Origin of the sequence: Polystyrenella longa (assembly GCF_007750395.1) — a bacterium.
Lineage (GTDB): Bacteria > Planctomycetota > Planctomycetia > Planctomycetales > Planctomycetaceae > Polystyrenella > Polystyrenella longa.
The window spans coordinates 5,866,687-5,883,245 of record NZ_CP036281.1; the positions used below are offsets into that span (position 1 = coordinate 5,866,687).

14 protein-coding genes and 1 tRNA gene are annotated in these 16,559 nt (G+C 51.8%); 9 read left to right on the forward strand and 6 right to left on the reverse strand.

All coding sequences use genetic code 11. The features are described 5' to 3' along the window. The first annotated feature begins 1 nt into the window (after position 1). The 3 genes from Pla110_RS21475 to Pla110_RS21485 all read left to right on the forward strand — a co-directional run bounded on the left by Pla110_RS21475 (position 2) and on the right by Pla110_RS21485 (position 2,159). The gene (locus Pla110_RS21475; RefSeq protein WP_144999107.1) at positions 2-271 is read left to right on the forward strand and encodes a LexA family protein; all 270 of its coding nucleotides are present in this window, start codon (positions 2-4) and stop codon (positions 269-271) included. A gap of 572 nt (positions 272-843) precedes the next feature. Continuing rightward, positions 844-1,050 carry a hypothetical protein gene (locus Pla110_RS21480; RefSeq protein ID WP_144999109.1) on the forward strand — a complete coding sequence of 69 codons (207 nt, stop codon included), beginning with the start codon at positions 844-846 and terminating at the stop codon, positions 1,048-1,050. Continuing rightward, a complete protein-coding gene (locus Pla110_RS21485) occupies positions 1,047-2,159 on the forward strand; it encodes a tyrosine-type recombinase/integrase (RefSeq protein ID WP_144999111.1) in 1,113 nt (370 codons plus the stop codon). The genes Pla110_RS21480 and Pla110_RS21485 overlap by 4 nt, the downstream gene beginning before the upstream one ends. Positions 2,160-2,270: 111 nt before the next feature. On the opposite strand, the gene Pla110_RS21490 is transcribed toward Pla110_RS21485, so the two are convergent. Further along, a tRNA-Lys gene (locus Pla110_RS21490) sits at positions 2,271-2,343 on the reverse strand. Between the two features lie 451 nt (positions 2,344-2,794). Between Pla110_RS21490 and recJ the strand changes: the two genes are divergently transcribed. Beyond that, a complete protein-coding gene (gene recJ / locus Pla110_RS21495) occupies positions 2,795-4,462 on the forward strand; it encodes a single-stranded-DNA-specific exonuclease RecJ (RefSeq protein ID WP_231742741.1) in 1,668 nt (555 codons plus the stop codon). Between the two features lie 31 nt (positions 4,463-4,493). Here recJ and Pla110_RS21500 read toward each other — a convergent pair whose 3' ends face one another. Together Pla110_RS21500 and Pla110_RS21505 are read right to left on the reverse strand one after the other, a co-directional pair. Beyond that, positions 4,494-5,615, reverse strand: a complete 1,122-nt coding sequence (locus Pla110_RS21500) for a flagellar biosynthesis protein FlhF (RefSeq protein ID WP_144999115.1) — start codon at positions 5,613-5,615, stop codon at positions 4,494-4,496. Between the two features lie 159 nt (positions 5,616-5,774). Next, positions 5,775-7,670 (reverse strand): Na/Pi cotransporter family protein, encoded by a 1,896-nt coding sequence (locus tag Pla110_RS21505; protein WP_231742743.1) that lies wholly within the window; start codon positions 7,668-7,670, stop codon positions 5,775-5,777. A 276-nt stretch (positions 7,671-7,946) separates the two neighbouring features. On the opposite strand from Pla110_RS21505, the gene Pla110_RS21510 reads away from it, so the two are divergent. Beyond that, positions 7,947-8,879: a dienelactone hydrolase family protein gene (locus Pla110_RS21510; protein WP_144999117.1), complete on the forward strand. Its 933-nt coding sequence runs from the start codon at positions 7,947-7,949 to the stop codon at positions 8,877-8,879. Between the two features lie 86 nt (positions 8,880-8,965). On the opposite strand, the gene Pla110_RS21515 is transcribed toward Pla110_RS21510, so the two are convergent. The 3 genes from Pla110_RS21515 to larB form a co-directional block, all read right to left on the reverse strand. Next, on the reverse strand, positions 8,966-9,682 hold the full coding sequence (locus Pla110_RS21515) for a pyridoxine 5'-phosphate synthase (protein WP_144999119.1): 717 nt from the start codon (positions 9,680-9,682) through the stop codon (positions 8,966-8,968). Between the two features lie 258 nt (positions 9,683-9,940). Next, complete coding sequence (locus Pla110_RS21520; protein ID WP_144999121.1) at positions 9,941-10,828, reverse strand: NAD(P)H-hydrate dehydratase; 888 nt, start codon at positions 10,826-10,828, stop codon at positions 9,941-9,943. A gap of 69 nt (positions 10,829-10,897) precedes the next feature. Continuing rightward, positions 10,898-11,677: a nickel pincer cofactor biosynthesis protein LarB gene (larB, locus tag Pla110_RS21525; RefSeq protein ID WP_144999123.1), complete on the reverse strand. Its 780-nt coding sequence runs from the start codon at positions 11,675-11,677 to the stop codon at positions 10,898-10,900. A 246-nt stretch (positions 11,678-11,923) separates the two neighbouring features. Between larB and Pla110_RS21530 the strand changes: the two genes are divergently transcribed. The 4 genes from Pla110_RS21530 (at position 11,924) to Pla110_RS21545 (ending at position 16,559) form a co-directional block, all read left to right on the forward strand. Next, positions 11,924-13,021: a M24 family metallopeptidase gene (locus Pla110_RS21530; RefSeq protein WP_144999125.1), complete on the forward strand. Its 1,098-nt coding sequence runs from the start codon at positions 11,924-11,926 to the stop codon at positions 13,019-13,021. A 271-nt stretch (positions 13,022-13,292) separates the two neighbouring features. Next, positions 13,293-13,796: an acetyl-CoA carboxylase biotin carboxyl carrier protein gene (gene accB, locus Pla110_RS21535; RefSeq protein ID WP_144999127.1), complete on the forward strand. Its 504-nt coding sequence runs from the start codon at positions 13,293-13,295 to the stop codon at positions 13,794-13,796. 136 nt (positions 13,797-13,932) lie between these two features. Next, on the forward strand, positions 13,933-15,270 hold the full coding sequence (accC, locus tag Pla110_RS21540; protein ID WP_144999129.1) for an acetyl-CoA carboxylase biotin carboxylase subunit: 1,338 nt from the start codon (positions 13,933-13,935) through the stop codon (positions 15,268-15,270). A gap of 257 nt (positions 15,271-15,527) precedes the next feature. Further along, positions 15,528-16,559 carry a 6-phosphofructokinase gene (locus Pla110_RS21545; RefSeq protein WP_144999131.1) on the forward strand — a complete coding sequence of 344 codons (1,032 nt, stop codon included), beginning with the start codon at positions 15,528-15,530 and terminating at the stop codon, positions 16,557-16,559.

Below are 16,559 nucleotides of genomic sequence, written 5' to 3' on the forward strand. Positions count from 1 at the left end.
AATGACCCCACAAAACCGCCCTGCTCTCACTGAACGTCAACAGGCAATTCTTGATTACATTGCCGACCGGATTAAGCGTGAGGGGTGCGCCCCGACTCATCGCGAGATCGCAACACAGTTCGGGATCAAATCTCCGAACGGCGTGAACTCCAATCTCAAGGCCCTGAAAATGAAGGGCTATATCACCACGGAACCGAAGATCTCACGTGGGATTCACGTCGTGGGGCAAGTCCCCAAGCTGTCGCTGGAATTCGCGGGCGAAGTCTCTTAACGCCCTGCTGAATCAAAAACGTGAGCACAGATTGCGCTACCGGTGCGCACTGAGGGAAACGGGCCAATAGACCAACAACCAAGACGGATGTTGCAAATATGACAAGCGATGTTTACAATCTGCCGCATCATAAGCCAGCAGTGGTAAAGCAAAAGAGACGGCCCATAAGGACCGCCTCTTCCAAGATTGCCGAGAGTGGTTGCACACTCTCTATTTTCTTGTGGCCACAGCCCCATAGTGTGAGTATGGAGACCATGGTTATTAAACCCAATCGGGTGCGCGCGCCTGCGCACTCGAATCTATATTGCCTGCCCAATGTGATCGGGCAGATCGCTTCAACTGGCAAAATCGCTTCAGCCAGACACTCGCATCCATCGCGTGCCCCACCATTGCGCTCGGCATGAACTGCATAAAAAAAGCCTCGTCGGAATTGGCGTTCCAGGGAGGCTTGTTAATGCAGATGCTTTTAGTGCCGAGCCGGTGTAGAGCCTTGAGAACTTTCCAACCGACTCGGCGAACACAATTTCAAATACCCCGAAGGGTATTATCCACGTGCGAGAAGGAATCGTATCGTGAATGGAGAGAATACGTCAAGTCTAAAATGGGCACCCTACCCCGACAGCGGTAAATACGACGTGGGGATGCTCGCATCAATGTTCGATGTCAGCGAGGACACGGTTGCGAAATGGATCACCAAATATGGTGTTTCCAAATACCAGCCTGGTAAGAAGATCTTCGTTGAAATATCGGAGTTTTGGGAAAAGGTCAAAGAAGTATGACCCAGCGTGCGAACGGAGAAGGTTCACTTTCCAAGACCTCTACCGGAAAGTGGAAGGCCAGCGTTTCCTATCGAGATGGATCAGGGAAACTGCGCCGCAAAAGCCAAACATCGCAGACCAAAAGTCAGGCGATGGATTTTATTCGTAATGAATCCCACCTCCGCGACAACGGCGGTTTAGTGACTCAAACGACAGAGTCGGTTGCTGGCTTCCTGGACTACTGGCTTAAGAATGTCGTGGAAACGGAACTGGCACCGAAAACACTTGCTGACTACACATTGATTGTAAACAAACACATCAAACCCCGGATTGGTCGAAAACATTTAACCAAGCTGACACCGGAAGATATTCAGATGATGCTTTCCGGAATGCGGCGGGAAGGGGTGGGAGACAGAACGCGCGTGAAGGCCTACGCAGTCCTCTCCTCCGCGATGTCGAAAGCAGTGATGTTCCGCCGCATTCCTTTAAATATCTGTGCGGCAGTGCAAAGGCCGAAGAGCGAACCAGAACCAATCAGCCCCTTCACTGTGGATGAAGTAAAGCGTCTAATCGAATCCGCTGACACTGTCGATTTGAGGGCGATCATCACCATCGCGGTCCATACCGGGATGCGACAGGGGGAGTTGTTTGGTCTTGAATGGTCACACATCGACAACAAAAACATGCTCATCGACGTGAAACAGCAACTCGTGAACGCCAACGGAAAGCTTCAATTGACTTCGACCAAGAGCTCGAGCGGAAGGCGGAAGATCAAGTTCAATGAAACAGTCAAACGCATCCTGGTAGAGTTGAAGGCAGACCACATGCGGCGCGGCCTGCTTGACTCTCCAATCGTGTTCTGCTCCTCTTCGGGAACACATCAACTGGCATCTAATTTCCGCAAACGATATTGGTTGCCACTCTTCCAAGAAACAGGCATCCCTCACCGAGGGTTCCATCACCTTCGGCACAGCTACGCGACGTTGCAGCTCTCGAATGGAGTCCCGATCAATATCGTATCGAAAGTCCTCGGCCACAAAGACGCCGCATTCACTCTCAGGACCTATATACACGTCCTGGACAACATGCAGGATCAAGCCGCCGAGACCATCCTCAAAGCCCTGCAATAAAGCTCCGTTGCGCCGCGTTGCGCTTTTCGGGCATTTCCGAATCTATTATCAGCCTCACAACAAAAAAATAAACCCCTGCAAGTCATTGTCTTGCAAGGGTTTATCTATGAGTGGAGGCGCAGGGACTTGAACCCTGGACCTACGGATTAAAAGTCCGTTGCTCTACCAACTGAGCTACGCCTCCAGGTCGCCTTAGAATGCGGAATTTAGCAAGCCGGGCCGGTTGATGCAATCAAGCCAGTCCTTTTCTTACCGCATATCCTCTGATTCAGCCAGATTTTATCGATTTTGCGGCCTCGATTGACCAGTTCCTGAACATTCGATTCTATAGCGGGCGGTTTCTTCCCTGTTTGACAAGTAATAGAGAAGTTGGGTTCACCCGGCTCGCTTGAATTCAGGAAAAGACTTTCATTCGCCTGTTCCCGAGGTGGGTCACGGCGAAATTCGAGGGAGACGCTCAGCTGTCTGGTCTTTACGGTCGTTTTCTTTTATCCTGTTCAACGACTAATAGCTTCTCTTTCTCTGAATATTCTGTAAACGAAAATATCCCCGGTATGGCGAAAATATGGCGGTTTTCGCGACATGACGAACAACAGGTGCAATCCCTTTCCGCAAATTTGCGGATCTCTCCGTTAATGGCGCAGGTACTCATTGCTCGCGGGTATGATTCAACCGCGCAGGTGCAGGAATTTCTGGAAGCCAAACTGGTCGACCTGCATCCCCCCGAACAAGTTCCCGGCCTGAACAAGGCAACCGAGCTCATTTTTGCGGCGATCGAAGCCGAGCGACGCATCACCATTTATGGCGATTACGATGCCGATGGTGTTTGTGCGACGAGTATCCTCTGGCATTGCCTGAAACTGCTGGGAGCTCATGTCGACTACTTCATACCCTCCCGACTGGAAGAGGGTTACGGCCTGAACAAGAACGCGATCCGTGAGCTTCACGAGGCAGATCCTGAGCGACTACTGATCTCTGTCGACTGCGGTATCACGAGCGTCGAAGAAGCGGCTCTCGCGAAAGAACTCGGGCTTGAACTGATCATTACAGACCACCACCAGTTTGCCGACGAACTCCCCGACGCCGCTGCTATCGTTCACCCTCGATTGCCCGGAACAGAATATCCTTTTGGCGACCTGTGCGGTGCCGCCGTCGCTTTCAAACTGGCCTGGAGAATATGCCAGATCAAAGGAGATGGAAAACGGGCGACGCCTCGCATGCGTGAGTTCCTCCTCAGCGCGATGGGGCTCGCGGCACTGGCGACCATCACCGACGTCGTCCCGCTTCATGGAGAAAACCGATTGCTCGTGAGGTTCGGTTTACCCGCGCTTTCGGAGCGGCCCGGTTTCGGAATGAAGGCGCTGTTGACTGTTTGTGAATTGCAGGAAAAAAAGCTGCTGGAGACAGATGACATCGGTTTCAGTATTGGCCCCCGCATCAATGCCGCCGGCCGACTGGGACAGGCGCGGTTGGCGGTTGAACTGCTAACAACAGAGAACCCGGAACGTGCCCGTGAGTTGGCCAACTACCTCAATGAAATGAATGAAATGAGGAAGAAGGTCGAACGCAAAATCCTCAAGCAGGCCCGCGAGTTGGTAGACGAAGAGCCCGAGTGGCTTGAAGCCCCTGCTCTCGTTCTGTCTTCCACCGAGTGGCACCCGGGCGTGATTGGTATCGTCGCCTCGCGTGTGGCGGAGCATTATTCCAAACCAACCATACTCATCGCCATGAGTGAGAAGGAACAAGTCGGCCAGGGATCAGGAAGAACCATTCCCAACATTAATCTACACGCCGCGCTCGCAGGTTCAGCAGAGCATCTCGTTAAATTCGGAGGGCACCAGGCCGCAGCCGGTATGAAAATCGAAGCCGATCAGATCGACGATTTTCGCGTTAGCTTCTGCAATCAGATTCAAAAGCAGCTCGAAGGGGATCGCCCCGATGAGGAATTGTGGATCGATGCGGAAGTCCGTCTGGCCGACTGCACCTACGGAGCCGTGCGCGAACTCGACAGACTTGGTCCGTTCGGAGAGAAGAATCCTCGACCGACGTTTTCTGCCAGTCGTGTGCAACTGGCTGAGCCTCCTCGCAAGATGGGCCAGGGAGAACGACATCTGTCGCTCACGTTACATCAGCACGGCAAACGGATTAAAGCGATCGCTTTTGGTAAGAGTGACTGGGCAGATGAAATTGCCCGCATTGACGGTGCCCTGTCGATCAGCTTCGCGGTGAACATCAATACGTTCCGCGGACAAAGCTCAGTCCAACTGTTACTCAAAGACTGGAAAGCGGAAGAGGCGAGCTGACTCGAATCAGCCGACGCCTCAATCCCCCTCGTTATTTCTGCAACCAGTTGGCTGACAAATTCCAACGACCGCCCGTACGTTCGACTTTAACGGTGTGATTAGGATCACCAGTGGTGATTTTTTTATCCCAGTCCTGCAGCAGATCAGCAACGGCAACCCAGGAACTCAATTCTTTGGGTGAACTTTCGGCGTTCTGCTTTTTATTATCCATGGTCTCCATAATCAACCGGGCCATCTCGGATAGCGAGTTGACATTGAACCGCTTGCAGAGCGCGATCTGATCGGCATGCATTTTTTGGACGGCACTCGTCAGCTCTTTGTTTTTATTGAGCAACGATTCTTTTTGCTGAGGAAACTGTTCCCAGACATCCCGCATTTCTCGAAGCTTACTCATCCCCTCGTCAATCGATTTCGCGTCCAGCATGACGAGTAGCTCTTCCATCTCCTGGCTTGAAGAAGAGTCGCGGTTGGGCGAGGGGGATGCCGGAGATTGACGACGAGGTTCCTCGGCAGAGGGAGCCTTCGACTCTCCATTTCGCTCCTGTTGTTCTTTTGCTTTGCGAAGAAGCTCTTGCTCCAGCACGGTCTTTGGCCGTGGCACGGCATTGCCCATTTTGGGTGGTCGGGTCATCGGTTCGGGAGTCCGCTCAAGTTCCATCTTGGGGGCGGGTTCGTCCTGCCAGATTTCCTCTTCCTGCTGTGATTCCGGCACTGCGAGACTCGGTTCAGGAGCAACCGGTTCGGGATGTGCCGCGGGCGAAGCGGCCTGTTCCAAACCGCTTTGTGCTTGCGATTGGGGTCGCTTCTGCAGATCTTCGTTCTGTTTTCGTAACTGATCCAATTCCTGCTGCATTCGAGTAACAACGTCACGCAACCGTTCGCCCCCCTGGGCTCCCAGCTGCTGCAGAAGTTCCATACGTTCCTGATTCACAAGTCGCAGTTGATTGGCTATTTTTTCGGTAACGATATGCGGTTTGCTGACTTCTGCTTCGGCGGAAGGGTCGATCCGCAACCGTTCCAGGTTCTCGCGTGTGCTACGCAGTTTTTGTTGTAATTTTTGCACAACGCCGAGCGTGCTCTGTTCCTCAGAGCTGTTCGATACAAACGAAGTAGTATCTGCGGCGGTAGAGGTCTGTTTGGTTGCGGTACTCATAACGTCAAACTGCCCAACGAGATATGTTAGATTAAGGCCCAACCCCTATGGTCCGCTTATAGCGAAAGTAGGGATTCTCCTTTCTTCTATCGTCATCGAGTGCAGCAAAAATTCTGTCAAACTTTACCGATTACCGAAAGTTTTCTGCTCGATGGTCCGTTACTTCTCGCCCGCCATCGCTTCGGTGACATTAATAATGTGGTCACGGACACGCGTATAAGAGTTCAATGTCGACATGTAAGCGACGTTCATGAAGGGCTCGACCTTTTCTTCGGTCAGATATTCCATATGCTGTTTACGGAGTGTCTTTAAGTTCTGTTTCAGCAATCTCGATTGAATCTGGCTCTTGGACAAAATGTCGTACTGCCCCTGCTTGTACGATTCAATGACAAAATCGACATACGACTGAACTTCATCATGCAGCTTGAGCAGCTTATTTAAATGCTGCTCATCGAATCCATGGCCTTGTTTAATTAACTTCTGATGAAATTTCAGAATGCTGCGGATGTAGTCGCTGACCGACTCCAACTCGTCCGCCATGCGGAGCTGCATACGACCTTCGTTAATCACCTCATGAGGCACATTACCCGCCAGCAGATCGGTCATGAAGGCGGTGATCTCATCCTGGATTTTGTCCAGCACTTCCTCCCGGTGATAGAACTTCTGGACGAGGTCTTTATCTAATTCTTTTTGCTGTAGCAATTCGCGCAACCAAGTCATCATTTTCTGACAACCTTCACCCATATGGATAATCTCATGTCGAGACTGTTCAATAGCAATCGTCGGTGTTTCCAGCATGCGGATATCGAGACTGGTCAGATGCGGTGTTTCTTTAATGGTCGAGTCGGGAATTAACTTCATCAGCAAGTTCGCAAACATGGGAACGAAAGGGAGAAATATCAGCGTGTTTACAATATTAAAAACGGAGTGCGTCGTGGCGATGGCCGAAGTCATTCCCGTTTCACTGGTTAGATCAACGTCGACCAACCAGGGAATAAACTGCACGTATTGTCGAAAAATGAGCGCAATCCAACAAACGCCAGCCAAGTTGAAGATCGCATGGAAATAAGCTGCTCGACGCGCATTGGTCGTCGCGTTTAAGGAAGCCATCAGAGCCGTAATGGTCGTCCCGACATTCTCTCCCAGAACGAGCGCGGCAGCCGTTTCGTAGCCAATCGATCCTTCAACCGCTAAGGCAATGGTAATCCCTAATGTTGCCGACGAAGACTGAACCACCATCGTCGTGATACATCCTACCAGCATGCACATCACCATACCGCCGAAATCATCTGCGGTGAACCGGTCGAACCAGGCTTGGAACTGGGGCGTATCCTCAATCGTCCCACAGGCGTCTTTCATCAACTCCAGGCCGAAGAAAACCATTCCCATTCCCATCAACGACATGGCGATGTATCGCGTCCGGTCTTTGTTGGAAAATAAATACGCGAACACAGCGAACCCGAGAATCGGGAGACCGTACTTGCCAATCTTCAGCGCAAGAATCCAACCGGTGACAGTCGTACCGATGTTGGCCCCCATGATGACACCGATGGCTTGCGTCAAATTCATCAGGCCACTGTTCACAAAACCGACTACCATCACGGTCGTTACGGAACTCGACTGCACAATCATCGTTACCAAGGTGCCGACGGAGGCGGCCACAATTCGGTTATTGGTAACCTTGTTAATCAAGTTTCGCAGGCTGTTCCCCGCGACGGCCTGCATTCCTTCCGACATATTTTTCATGCCGTACAGGAAGATACCCAAGCCTCCCACCAATGTAAAAATGAGCGAAGTCAGCGGGAACTCGTCAGGCTTCTTTTTCTTTTCTTCTTTAGCAGGAGCAGGGTCTGGTATCTCGCCGTTGATCTCGTCGTCATCAACCTCAACTACGTTTAACGCCGGTACTTCAGCCTCGGCCTGAGCCAACATAAGAGAGTTCGACTCGACCGCCACTTCGACAAAGGAGGTCTCCGCCGCAATGAGGGGAACGGCTGATTCTCCTATCTGAGAAATTGCGACAAAGAAAAACACTAAAAAAGAAGTGATGTTCATGGTTGAGCTCTAACAGGTTGAGCACCTTGGACGTGCAGATGGAGAGAGTGAAAATTTAACCCCTGCGGCAGGACTGTTAAGATTTCTTCTCTACATCTTAGCAGTCCGGGCAGAATAACGTCTCTCTCGTCGCTTCGAAACGCCCCGATCCGATTTCCGAGTTGAAATCAGGGTATTGGCCAATTTTCAGGCAGTTTGCATCCTCAACTTGAGTATCTTGAAGTAACAACCCTGGCATTATTTTGGACGTATGTACCCTTACGGGAGCTGGAAACAATGGCGGACGTTTACTTTCGTGAAAAACTACTTCAATGCCTGGGCGGGCCATGGCCGGAAAAAGCAGACCTGAAACCTCACGTGAAAGAAGCTGAACAGCAAGAAGGTTACCGGATTGAAACTCTCACTTACGAGGTGGAACCGGGCGATGCAATTCCCGCTTTGCTGCTTGTTCCCGATGGGGTCAATGCACAGAACTCCGCCCCCGCTGTCGCCATCTGGCATCAACACGGGGGACAATATCATCTCGGCAAAAGCGAACCGGCGGGCCTCGCGGGAAACCCAATGCATCATACCGGTGTTGCTCTGGTGAAAGAAGGATACGTTGTTCTTTGTCCCGATGCCCTCTGCTTTGAGGAAAGGCGGGACCCGACTGGTAAACTCGACAACATGGCTTACGAGCGATTCGAGTTTCTCCGCTATGTAATGAAGGGTAAGTCGATGGCCTGGAAAAATATTCTCGACATGCAACGGGCGATCGATTTTCTTTGTAGCCGCCCCGAAGTCAATGAGAATAAGATTGGCTGTTATGGTCACTCGATGGGCTCTACCCACACTTGGCTGATCGGTCCTTGGGAAGAGCGAATCAAATGCCTGGTAGGAAATTGCTGCCTCCCCACTTACCGGGGAATCCACCGCGAGCATATGCTGCATTGTTTCCCTAATTTCGTACCCGGCTTGGAACAGTACGGTGACACTCCCGACATTGCTGCGTTGATTGCTCCTCGCCCTCTCCATCTGAACTTTGGTGAAACTGACTCCGGTACCCCCGCCGAGGATATCCCCTGGTCAACCGACATCATTCGCAACGCCTACGAAAGCCAACACGCCGAGAAGAACTTCTCTGTCTACATCCAACCAGCAACGGGACACGTCCTCTCCGACGAAATGTGGATCAGAACCCGAGACTGGTTCGCAAAACATTTAGGGTAATTCTGGGAAAGAGACTGATGGTTGAAACTACCCAACCTGGTTTTCAATCTGTGTAAATCCGTATCCACCTGTGGGTCCAAACAATTCTAACCCGAGACCAACCTCTTCATTTCGCGCACGGCCTGTTCCATTCCCACCATGATTGAGCGAGCGACGATACTGTGACCGATATTAAATTCATGGACGCCAGCGATCTCGGCAACCGGTTTCACATTGCGATAAGTCAAACCATGCCCCATGTTGAGCAACAAGTTTAAATCGTTTGCCACCTGACCCGCTTTGATGAGGGACTGCAATTCTTTCTCTATCTCTTTGGGGCTCTTCGCTTCGGCATAGCTACCCGTGTGCAGTTCAACCGCTTGCACGCCCATGTTTGAAGCCGCTTCGATCTGACGTACATCCGGGTCAATGAATAAACTGACTTCGATCCCCGCCTCAATCAACTGATCCGCACACCGTTGAACTCGTTCAAGATTTCCAACAACGTTCAGTCCCCCTTCGGTTGTCACTTCTTCCCGTTTTTCAGGAACAAGACACACCTTCTGTGGTTTAAGTTGGAGCGCAATCTGCGTGATCTCCTGTTCGGTCGCCATCTCTAGATTGACAGGCACCTGCGCGACATCGATCACAACACGGACATCTCGATCTTGAATATGCCGACGGTCTTCACGCAAATGAATCGTGATGCCATCCGCGCCACCTAGTTCTGCCAGCACCACAGCCCAGGCAGGATCGGGTTCAATCGTACGGCGGGCCTGACGGACAGTGGCGACATGATCGATGTTGACACCGAGAAGCGGCATGACGAAGTCTTTCCTGATTAATAGCGATTTCAAATAACGTGATTAAAAAGAAGTAGAGTGGCTCAACCAATCACAAAGTATTGTATGGTCCGAATTTTTGATTCATAGAATCGGTCCTACCCTCAGTCGGACCCATGCTAGGAGAATCTGGTTCACTATAGCGTATTCCAGATAACCGAAGCGTGTTCTGGCTGCGTAGCCTGCTCTTTTTAAGGTCTTTTCGAGACCGATAGCCGCCACACTTATATTGGACAGGATCTAACCTTTACCTGAATCATGCAAAGCATAAAACTGCTGCCAGGCTTTCCCCAGGTATCGAGGCAGATCGCTGGAGATCATTCCCGGCTGCGAAAGTTCCTGTGCTGCAAGATCTCCCGACAGGCCATGTAAGTAGGTTCCCAATTGCGCCGCTTCAAATGCCAGCATCCCCTGAGCTAACAGGCCGGAGATGATTCCCGTCAAAACGTCGCCCGTTCCCCCCGTCGCCATTCCACTGTTTCCAGTTGGATTCACATACATCCGGTGCCCGTCAGTGACGATCGTTTTTTCTCCTTTGAGAATCAATGTCACATCATAAACATCTGCAAATTCAGCCGCGACCTGTTGCCGGTGTTTATCAATCGTTTTGATGGGCAGATTGGCCAATCGGGAGAACTCACCCGGGTGCGGAGTCAGCACGCGAGGCACCGGGCCTTCGTGCAGCACATCGAGCATATCGGCTAGCATGTTTAACGCGTCGGCATCGACGACAATCGGTTTCTCTTCATGCAGGAGAATATTCCGGAAAAGTTCCTTGAGGTGATCGCTCTGACCACACCCCGGCCCAAGCCCTAGTGAATCCTTATCTTTCAATTGCGATTTGAGATCCGCATAAGTGATCGACGAGATCCGGCCGGAATCATCTTCAGGCAATGGGATCGTCAGGTAAGAGGGACTATGTCCTGCAACGACATCCGCAATGCCTTTGGGAATCACGAGATAAACCAACCCGGCGCCACTGCGTAGCGCTCCCATACCGGAAAGACTGATTGCCCCTCCCATTCCCCGGCTTCCTCCGATCAGCATCGTCCGACCAAATGTCCCCTTATGCCCGGAGGCAGGACGTTGCGGAGGCCGGGGAAGATCAGTCACTTGATCGACAATCATGGCTGCCTGCTTTCTTCACTCAATAATGGACTAGGGATGATTCCCACTTATTCAAATAAACTGTCCGGCCTATCCTTTGCGTGCTTTGGCAATGCGGTGAGTGATCAAACCCGCAACGTACCCCCCTTTGAATCCGGCGTCGATATTAACCACCGTCACATTCGACGCACAGCTGTTGAGCATTCCCAACAGCGCCGTCACTCCACCAAAACTAGTTCCATACCCCACCGAGGTCGGCACGGCAATCACAGGACAATCTACATAACCGCCCACAACAGAAGGAAGCGCCCCTTCCATACCGGCCACCACAATCACGGCGTCCGAGTCCTGGAGTCGATGGACTTGCTCCTGCAATCGATGCGGCCCCGCCACACCAATATCGACGATCAAATCGACTTCGCAGTCCATCCAGAACAACGTCTCGCGTGCCTCTTCCGCGACGGGAAGATCGGACGTCCCCGCCGTTAACAGGGAAACCTTACCTACTCGTTCTACTGGAGTACCTGCTTGATTAGTCCGTGGCAAGCGGACAGTTCGGGCAGTCTTGTTATAAATAATCTCGGGGAAGTATTCCGTCAGGGCGGTTGCCTGTTCTGTACTAACGCGCGTACCGAGACAATGCTGTCCATGCCCGGAGAGAGACTTGAAAATCTCGACGACCGAACCAACAGACTTGCCTTCACAATAGACGACTTCCGTGAAGCCGCAGCGCCTCAGTCGATCGACGTCGACTGCGGCTGTCTCAAGTTGATCTGATCCGGCCAGCTGGCGAGTCGCCGCTTCCAGATCTAATTGGCCCGTCTGAAACTGGACCAGCAGTTGTTCTATATGTTCGCGTGGGAGTGTCATTCCGGTTGATGTTCCAAAGTCGTTTTCGAGTATGTTGCTCAGTAGGTTTTCTTATTTCATTTTATAGCAGAGCGGGCAACGAAACCATCACTCCATCCACCATCGTGTCAGGAATCGGTTCCGAAAAACCAAACAATGACAAGCGAGATCTCGTCCCAACTTGATCCTGAACGCTGTTCCGAAGACAATCGGCATCTCGTTTCGCTGTTTTCTAATGATATCTCGATACGGTCAGGTTTTCGCTCTATGTCCTCACAGTCTCAGGCTCGACGCAAGCGGTTATTACGGCTCTTAAAAAAGAAGCAACTGGGTGCCATTCTCGTTTCCAACCCCGTCAACGTCAGCTACTTGACCGGTTTCACCGGCGACGACAGCATGTTGCTACTCAGCTCAAAACGAGCCATCCTGATTAGTGACAGCCGATTTGAAACGCAGATTAGTCAGGAATGCCCCGATCTGGATGCCGAAATCCGATCATCGGGTCAGTCGATGTACCAGATTCTCAGCCGCCTGCTCAGTAAAATGGATGTGAGTGAAATCGGATTCGAGGCATCCAACACCACATACTCCATGTGGCAACAAATCAATTCCGAAGTTTCTAACGTCACGCTGACGGGAACAACCGGACTGGTAGAAGAATTACGACAAATCAAAGACGCGGGAGAAATCACCGAGTTGCGGGAAGCAATCCAGCAGGCGGAAAAAGGGTTCGCCGTGTTGCAGGCGAGTCTTGTCCCGGACATGACAGAGCAGGAAGCCGCCCATGAATTGGAACACATTATGCGGCGATTTGGAGCCAAGGGGGCCAGTTTCGAAATTATTGTTGCCGTGGGCACTCGGGCCGCCCTCCCACACGCTCGTCCCACCACCCGGAAGCTGGGAGAGGCCGGATTTGTCCTCATCGACTGGGGCGCCACCAACCAGGCGGGTTATAACAGTGACTTGACCCGGGTTCTCTGGACCGGTAGGCTCACTCCCAAACTCACTAAAATCTACAATGTCACACTGGAAGCTCAGCAGAAGGCGATCGAAGCGATTCGCCCCGGAATTTCCTGCCGCGAACTGGACAATATCGCCAGAAGTTCTATTGAGAAAGCAGGTTACGGCAAAAAGTTTGGACATGGACTTGGCCACGGAATCGGACTGGATATCCACGAGGCGCCCCGTGTCGGTCCCAGTTCGGAGACTGTTCTCGAACCGGGGATGGTCATCACGGTTGAACCCGGCATTTATCTTCCTGAATGGGGCGGTGTTCGCATCGAGGACGATGTCCTGGTGACCAAAGAGGGTTACGAAGTACTGACTTCTGTCCCGAAAGATTTGGAAATATCCCGCTGGGGCTGAATCTGAACCAAAAAAACGTTACTATTCTTCATGTTCCCTGAATTAGGGAATCACTGGGAAGTTCCGATTTTGCAGCAGGATTTTCCCCGTAGCCAGTTACCAGTCTATCCCGGGAATTTCGATTTTTATAGAATGCCCCGACTCCGTCAGGCCAGAGACGTTTCCGCCTCTGATTGACGAAACTCAGATATATACCCGAGTTACAATGAAGCGACGGGAGGCCTTCCATGGGGCTCCCGGCCCTGTCCTGGATTTAGAAAGCCGAAGCAGTATGTCTGCCGAAAAATCAGATCAGGCTTCAACGTTCGATCTGGAGAAGTTCCGCGAACTCGTTGAACTGATGGAAAAACACGACCTTTCAGACGTCAGTCTTAAGGGCGAAAACCAGCACTGGCGCGTTAAACGGGGAGCCGAGCAAGTCATCCCCCATTACGCAATGCCACAAATGCCAGCAGCAGCTCCGGCTCCGGTGGCTCCTGCCGTCCCCGCTGGAGGAAGCCCGGCCGCCGCACCGGAAGCGGCTAACGATCCTAACGTGGTCGACATCGTCTCACCCACCGTCGGAACCTTTTACGAATCACCCAGCCCCGACGACCCCGCCTTCGTCAAGGTTGGCTCGAAGGTCTCTGCCGACACGACGGTTTGCCTGATCGAGGCAATGAAAGTCTTCAACCAGATTCAGGCCGAAGTATCCGGCACGATTGTCGAAGTCCTGGTAAAAAGTGGAGACGCGATCGATTTCGGGCAGCCGCTCTTCAAAGTGAAAATCAGTTAATCAATTGTTCTCTGGTTCGTTACGCATCGACCACCATGTCGATGTTTCCCCGAGTATTTGCAAATTTGCATGCTCGGCCGGAACGAGTTCAACAACAGATCGACCGCCCTCTGTAACCCTGTAATAGATTCCATCCATGTTTCAGCGAATTCTGATCGCCAACCGTGGCGAAATTGCCTTGCGAATTATTCGCACCTGCCGCGAAATGGGCATCGAAACCGTCGCCGTCTACAGCGAAGCGGACCGGGGAGCGCATTATCTCGAGCTGGCAAACGAAGCCTACTGTATTGGCCCTGCCGCAGCGAGCGAGAGCTATCTGATGATCAATCGTATCATCAGCGCCGCTGAAATCGGAAACGTACAGGCGATTCATCCCGGATACGGTTTCCTCGCTGAGAACGCACATTTTGCGGAAGTTTGCCGCAGTTGTAACATCGAGTTCATCGGTCCACCACACGAAGCGATGTCTCAACTGGGGGACAAAGTCTCCGCCCGCGAAATCGCGGAAAAAGCCAAGGTTAATGTCGTTCCCGGTTCCGACGGACTGATCACTTCCGAGAAGGAAGCGATCGAAATTGCGCATAAAATCGGTTACCCAGTTCTTATCAAAGCAACCGCCGGTGGTGGTGGTAAAGGGATGCGGGTTGCCGGAAACGATATCGCTCTTAAGGCGGGTATCAAAGCCGCCTCGTCTGAAGCAGAAAAAGCGTTTTCCAACGCGGGTGTCTACCTCGAAAAATTCATCGAACGACCGCGACACGTCGAAGTTCAGATTCTGGCTGACCAGCACGGAAACGTATTGCACCTGTGGGAACGCGATTGCACGATGCAGCGGAAACACCAGAAACTGGTCGAAGAGAGCCCTGCCCCCAATCTTCCACTAGCCGTCCGCGAAGAAATGTGTAAGTCGGCGATCCGGTTGATCAAAACAGCCAACTACAACAATGCGGGAACAGTAGAATTCCTCGTCGACAAAGATAACAACTTCTACTTCATTGAAGTGAATGCCCGAATTCAGGTGGAACATCCCGTCACGGAAATGGTGACTGGTCTCGACTTGATCGAACAGCAGATTCGTGTGGCTGCCGGTGAAAAACTGACCATCAAACAGAAACAGATTCCGGCAAACGGATGTGCGATTGAACTGCGAATCAATGCCGAAGACCCCGACAACGACTTCCGTGGCTCGCCCGGTAAAATCACCAAACTTCGCCTTCCCGGCGGTTCGGGAGTTCGGTTTGATTCTCATGTCTATGAAGGCTATACGGTCAGCCCGTATTACGACTCTCTGATCGGGAAACTGATCATCCATAAGCCGACGCGAGAGCAGGCAATTAACTGTATGCGGCGAGCCCTCGAAGAAATCGAAGTGGGTGGAATTAAAACGACCATTCCTCTCGCCAAAAAAATCTTCAACAACTCCGAGTTTGTCAAAGGACAAGTGGATACGACGTTCGTAGAACGAACCTGGTAATCTTCATTCCAGGCGAGAATCAACATCGTGCTGGCTGATGATTCTACCCACATCCTTAGAGAAAAACCTTGATCCTGTTTGACGGTCGCACTCCGTTGAAAGTGCTATTCTGTCCGGATCGAGTGGAGCGACTGTCCTACATAGGTTTTGCAGCTGCATTACGCTTACTTCCTCTCCGGAAGAGATCGACGAATGCGACAGAGAAACTACGTAATCAATCCGAAATAATTTACTGTTAAACAGAATGAGGTACTTCAATGAAAGTTGGTATTTTAACCGGCGGTGGTGACTGTCCCGGTTTGAACCCGGTTATTCGTGGTGTCGTTCAATCGGTTGCAAATGCCGGCGGAGAAACGATCGGCTTCCTCGAAGGATGGCGTGGCCCGATTGAAGGCAATTTCATCGAACTGACTCCCGAGTCGGTCAGCGACATCATCTTTAAAGGGGGAACCATCCTCGGTTCTTCCCGCACGAATCCAATCAAGGATCCTTCTCTCGTAGAAAAGATCCTTGAGAACATGAAAACGATGAAAATCGACTGTCTCGTTGCCATCGGTGGTGATGACACTCTGGGTGTAGCCAATAAACTGCATTCCGAGCACGGCATGGCCACTATCGGCTGCCCGAAAACAATCGATAATGACCTCAGCAGTACCGACGTTACTTTCGGTTTCGACACTTCCATCAATATCGTGATGGAAGCCATCGACCGCCTGCGTACTACGGCTGAATCTCACCGTCGTGTCATCGTCATCGAAACGATGGGACGTCACGCTGGTTGGATTGCCTGCTATTCGGCCATCGCTTCTGCCGCTGATTATGTCATGGTTCCAGAAATCCCCGCGAACGTGGATGAGATGTGCAGCATTCTGAAAAAACGGCGCGAAGGTGGAAAAAACTACGGTATCGTCGTCGTCTCAGAAGGGGCGGAGCTCGCCAAAGATGAAGGCTTTGTAACTCAGAGCGCAGAAGTGGATGACTTCGGTCACGTCGCCCTGGGTGGTATCGGCGAAAAGGTTGCCGACATTATTGAAGAGCGAACCGGCATCGAAACCCGCTGGGTCACCTTGGGTCACCTGCAGCGTGGTGGTACTCCAACCGCTGCTGACCGTGTCCTCGGAACTCGACTTGGCGTACACGCCGGACGTCTGGCCGCCAGCGGAGTCAAAGGCCGCATGGTTGCTTTGCGTGGAACAAAAATTGTCGACGTCGCTCTGGAAGACGCCGTCGGTGAACTCCGCACGCTCGACCTCGAAATTCTCGACGAAGCTTCCGAATTCTTCAAGTAA

Bases quoted from the DNA above. Each gene is read 5' to 3' on its own strand.
- Pla110_RS21475 (WP_144999107.1), top strand. From the start codon at position 2: ATGACCCCACAAAACCGCCCTGCTCTCACTGAACGTCAACAGGCAATT.
- Pla110_RS21485 (WP_144999111.1), top strand. From the start codon at position 1,047: ATGACCCAGCGTGCGAACGGAGAAGGTTCACTTTCCAAGACCTCTACC.
- recJ (WP_231742741.1), top strand. From the start codon at position 2,795: ATGGCGCAGGTACTCATTGCTCGCGGGTATGATTCAACCGCGCAGGTG.
- Pla110_RS21500 (WP_144999115.1), bottom strand. From the start codon at position 5,615: ATGAGTACCGCAACCAAACAGACCTCTACCGCCGCAGATACTACTTCG.
- Pla110_RS21505 (WP_231742743.1), bottom strand. From the start codon at position 7,670: ATGAACATCACTTCTTTTTTAGTGTTTTTCTTTGTCGCAATTTCTCAG.
- Pla110_RS21510 (WP_144999117.1), top strand. From the start codon at position 7,947: ATGGCGGACGTTTACTTTCGTGAAAAACTACTTCAATGCCTGGGCGGG.
- Pla110_RS21515 (WP_144999119.1), bottom strand. From the start codon at position 9,682: ATGCCGCTTCTCGGTGTCAACATCGATCATGTCGCCACTGTCCGTCAG.
- Pla110_RS21520 (WP_144999121.1), bottom strand. From the start codon at position 10,828: ATGATTGTCGATCAAGTGACTGATCTTCCCCGGCCTCCGCAACGTCCT.
- larB (WP_144999123.1), bottom strand. From the start codon at position 11,677: ATGACACTCCCACGCGAACATATAGAACAACTGCTGGTCCAGTTTCAG.
- Pla110_RS21530 (WP_144999125.1), top strand. From the start codon at position 11,924: ATGTCCTCACAGTCTCAGGCTCGACGCAAGCGGTTATTACGGCTCTTA.
- accB (WP_144999127.1), top strand. From the start codon at position 13,293: ATGTCTGCCGAAAAATCAGATCAGGCTTCAACGTTCGATCTGGAGAAG.
- accC (WP_144999129.1), top strand. From the start codon at position 13,933: ATGTTTCAGCGAATTCTGATCGCCAACCGTGGCGAAATTGCCTTGCGA.
- Pla110_RS21545 (WP_144999131.1), top strand. From the start codon at position 15,528: ATGAAAGTTGGTATTTTAACCGGCGGTGGTGACTGTCCCGGTTTGAAC.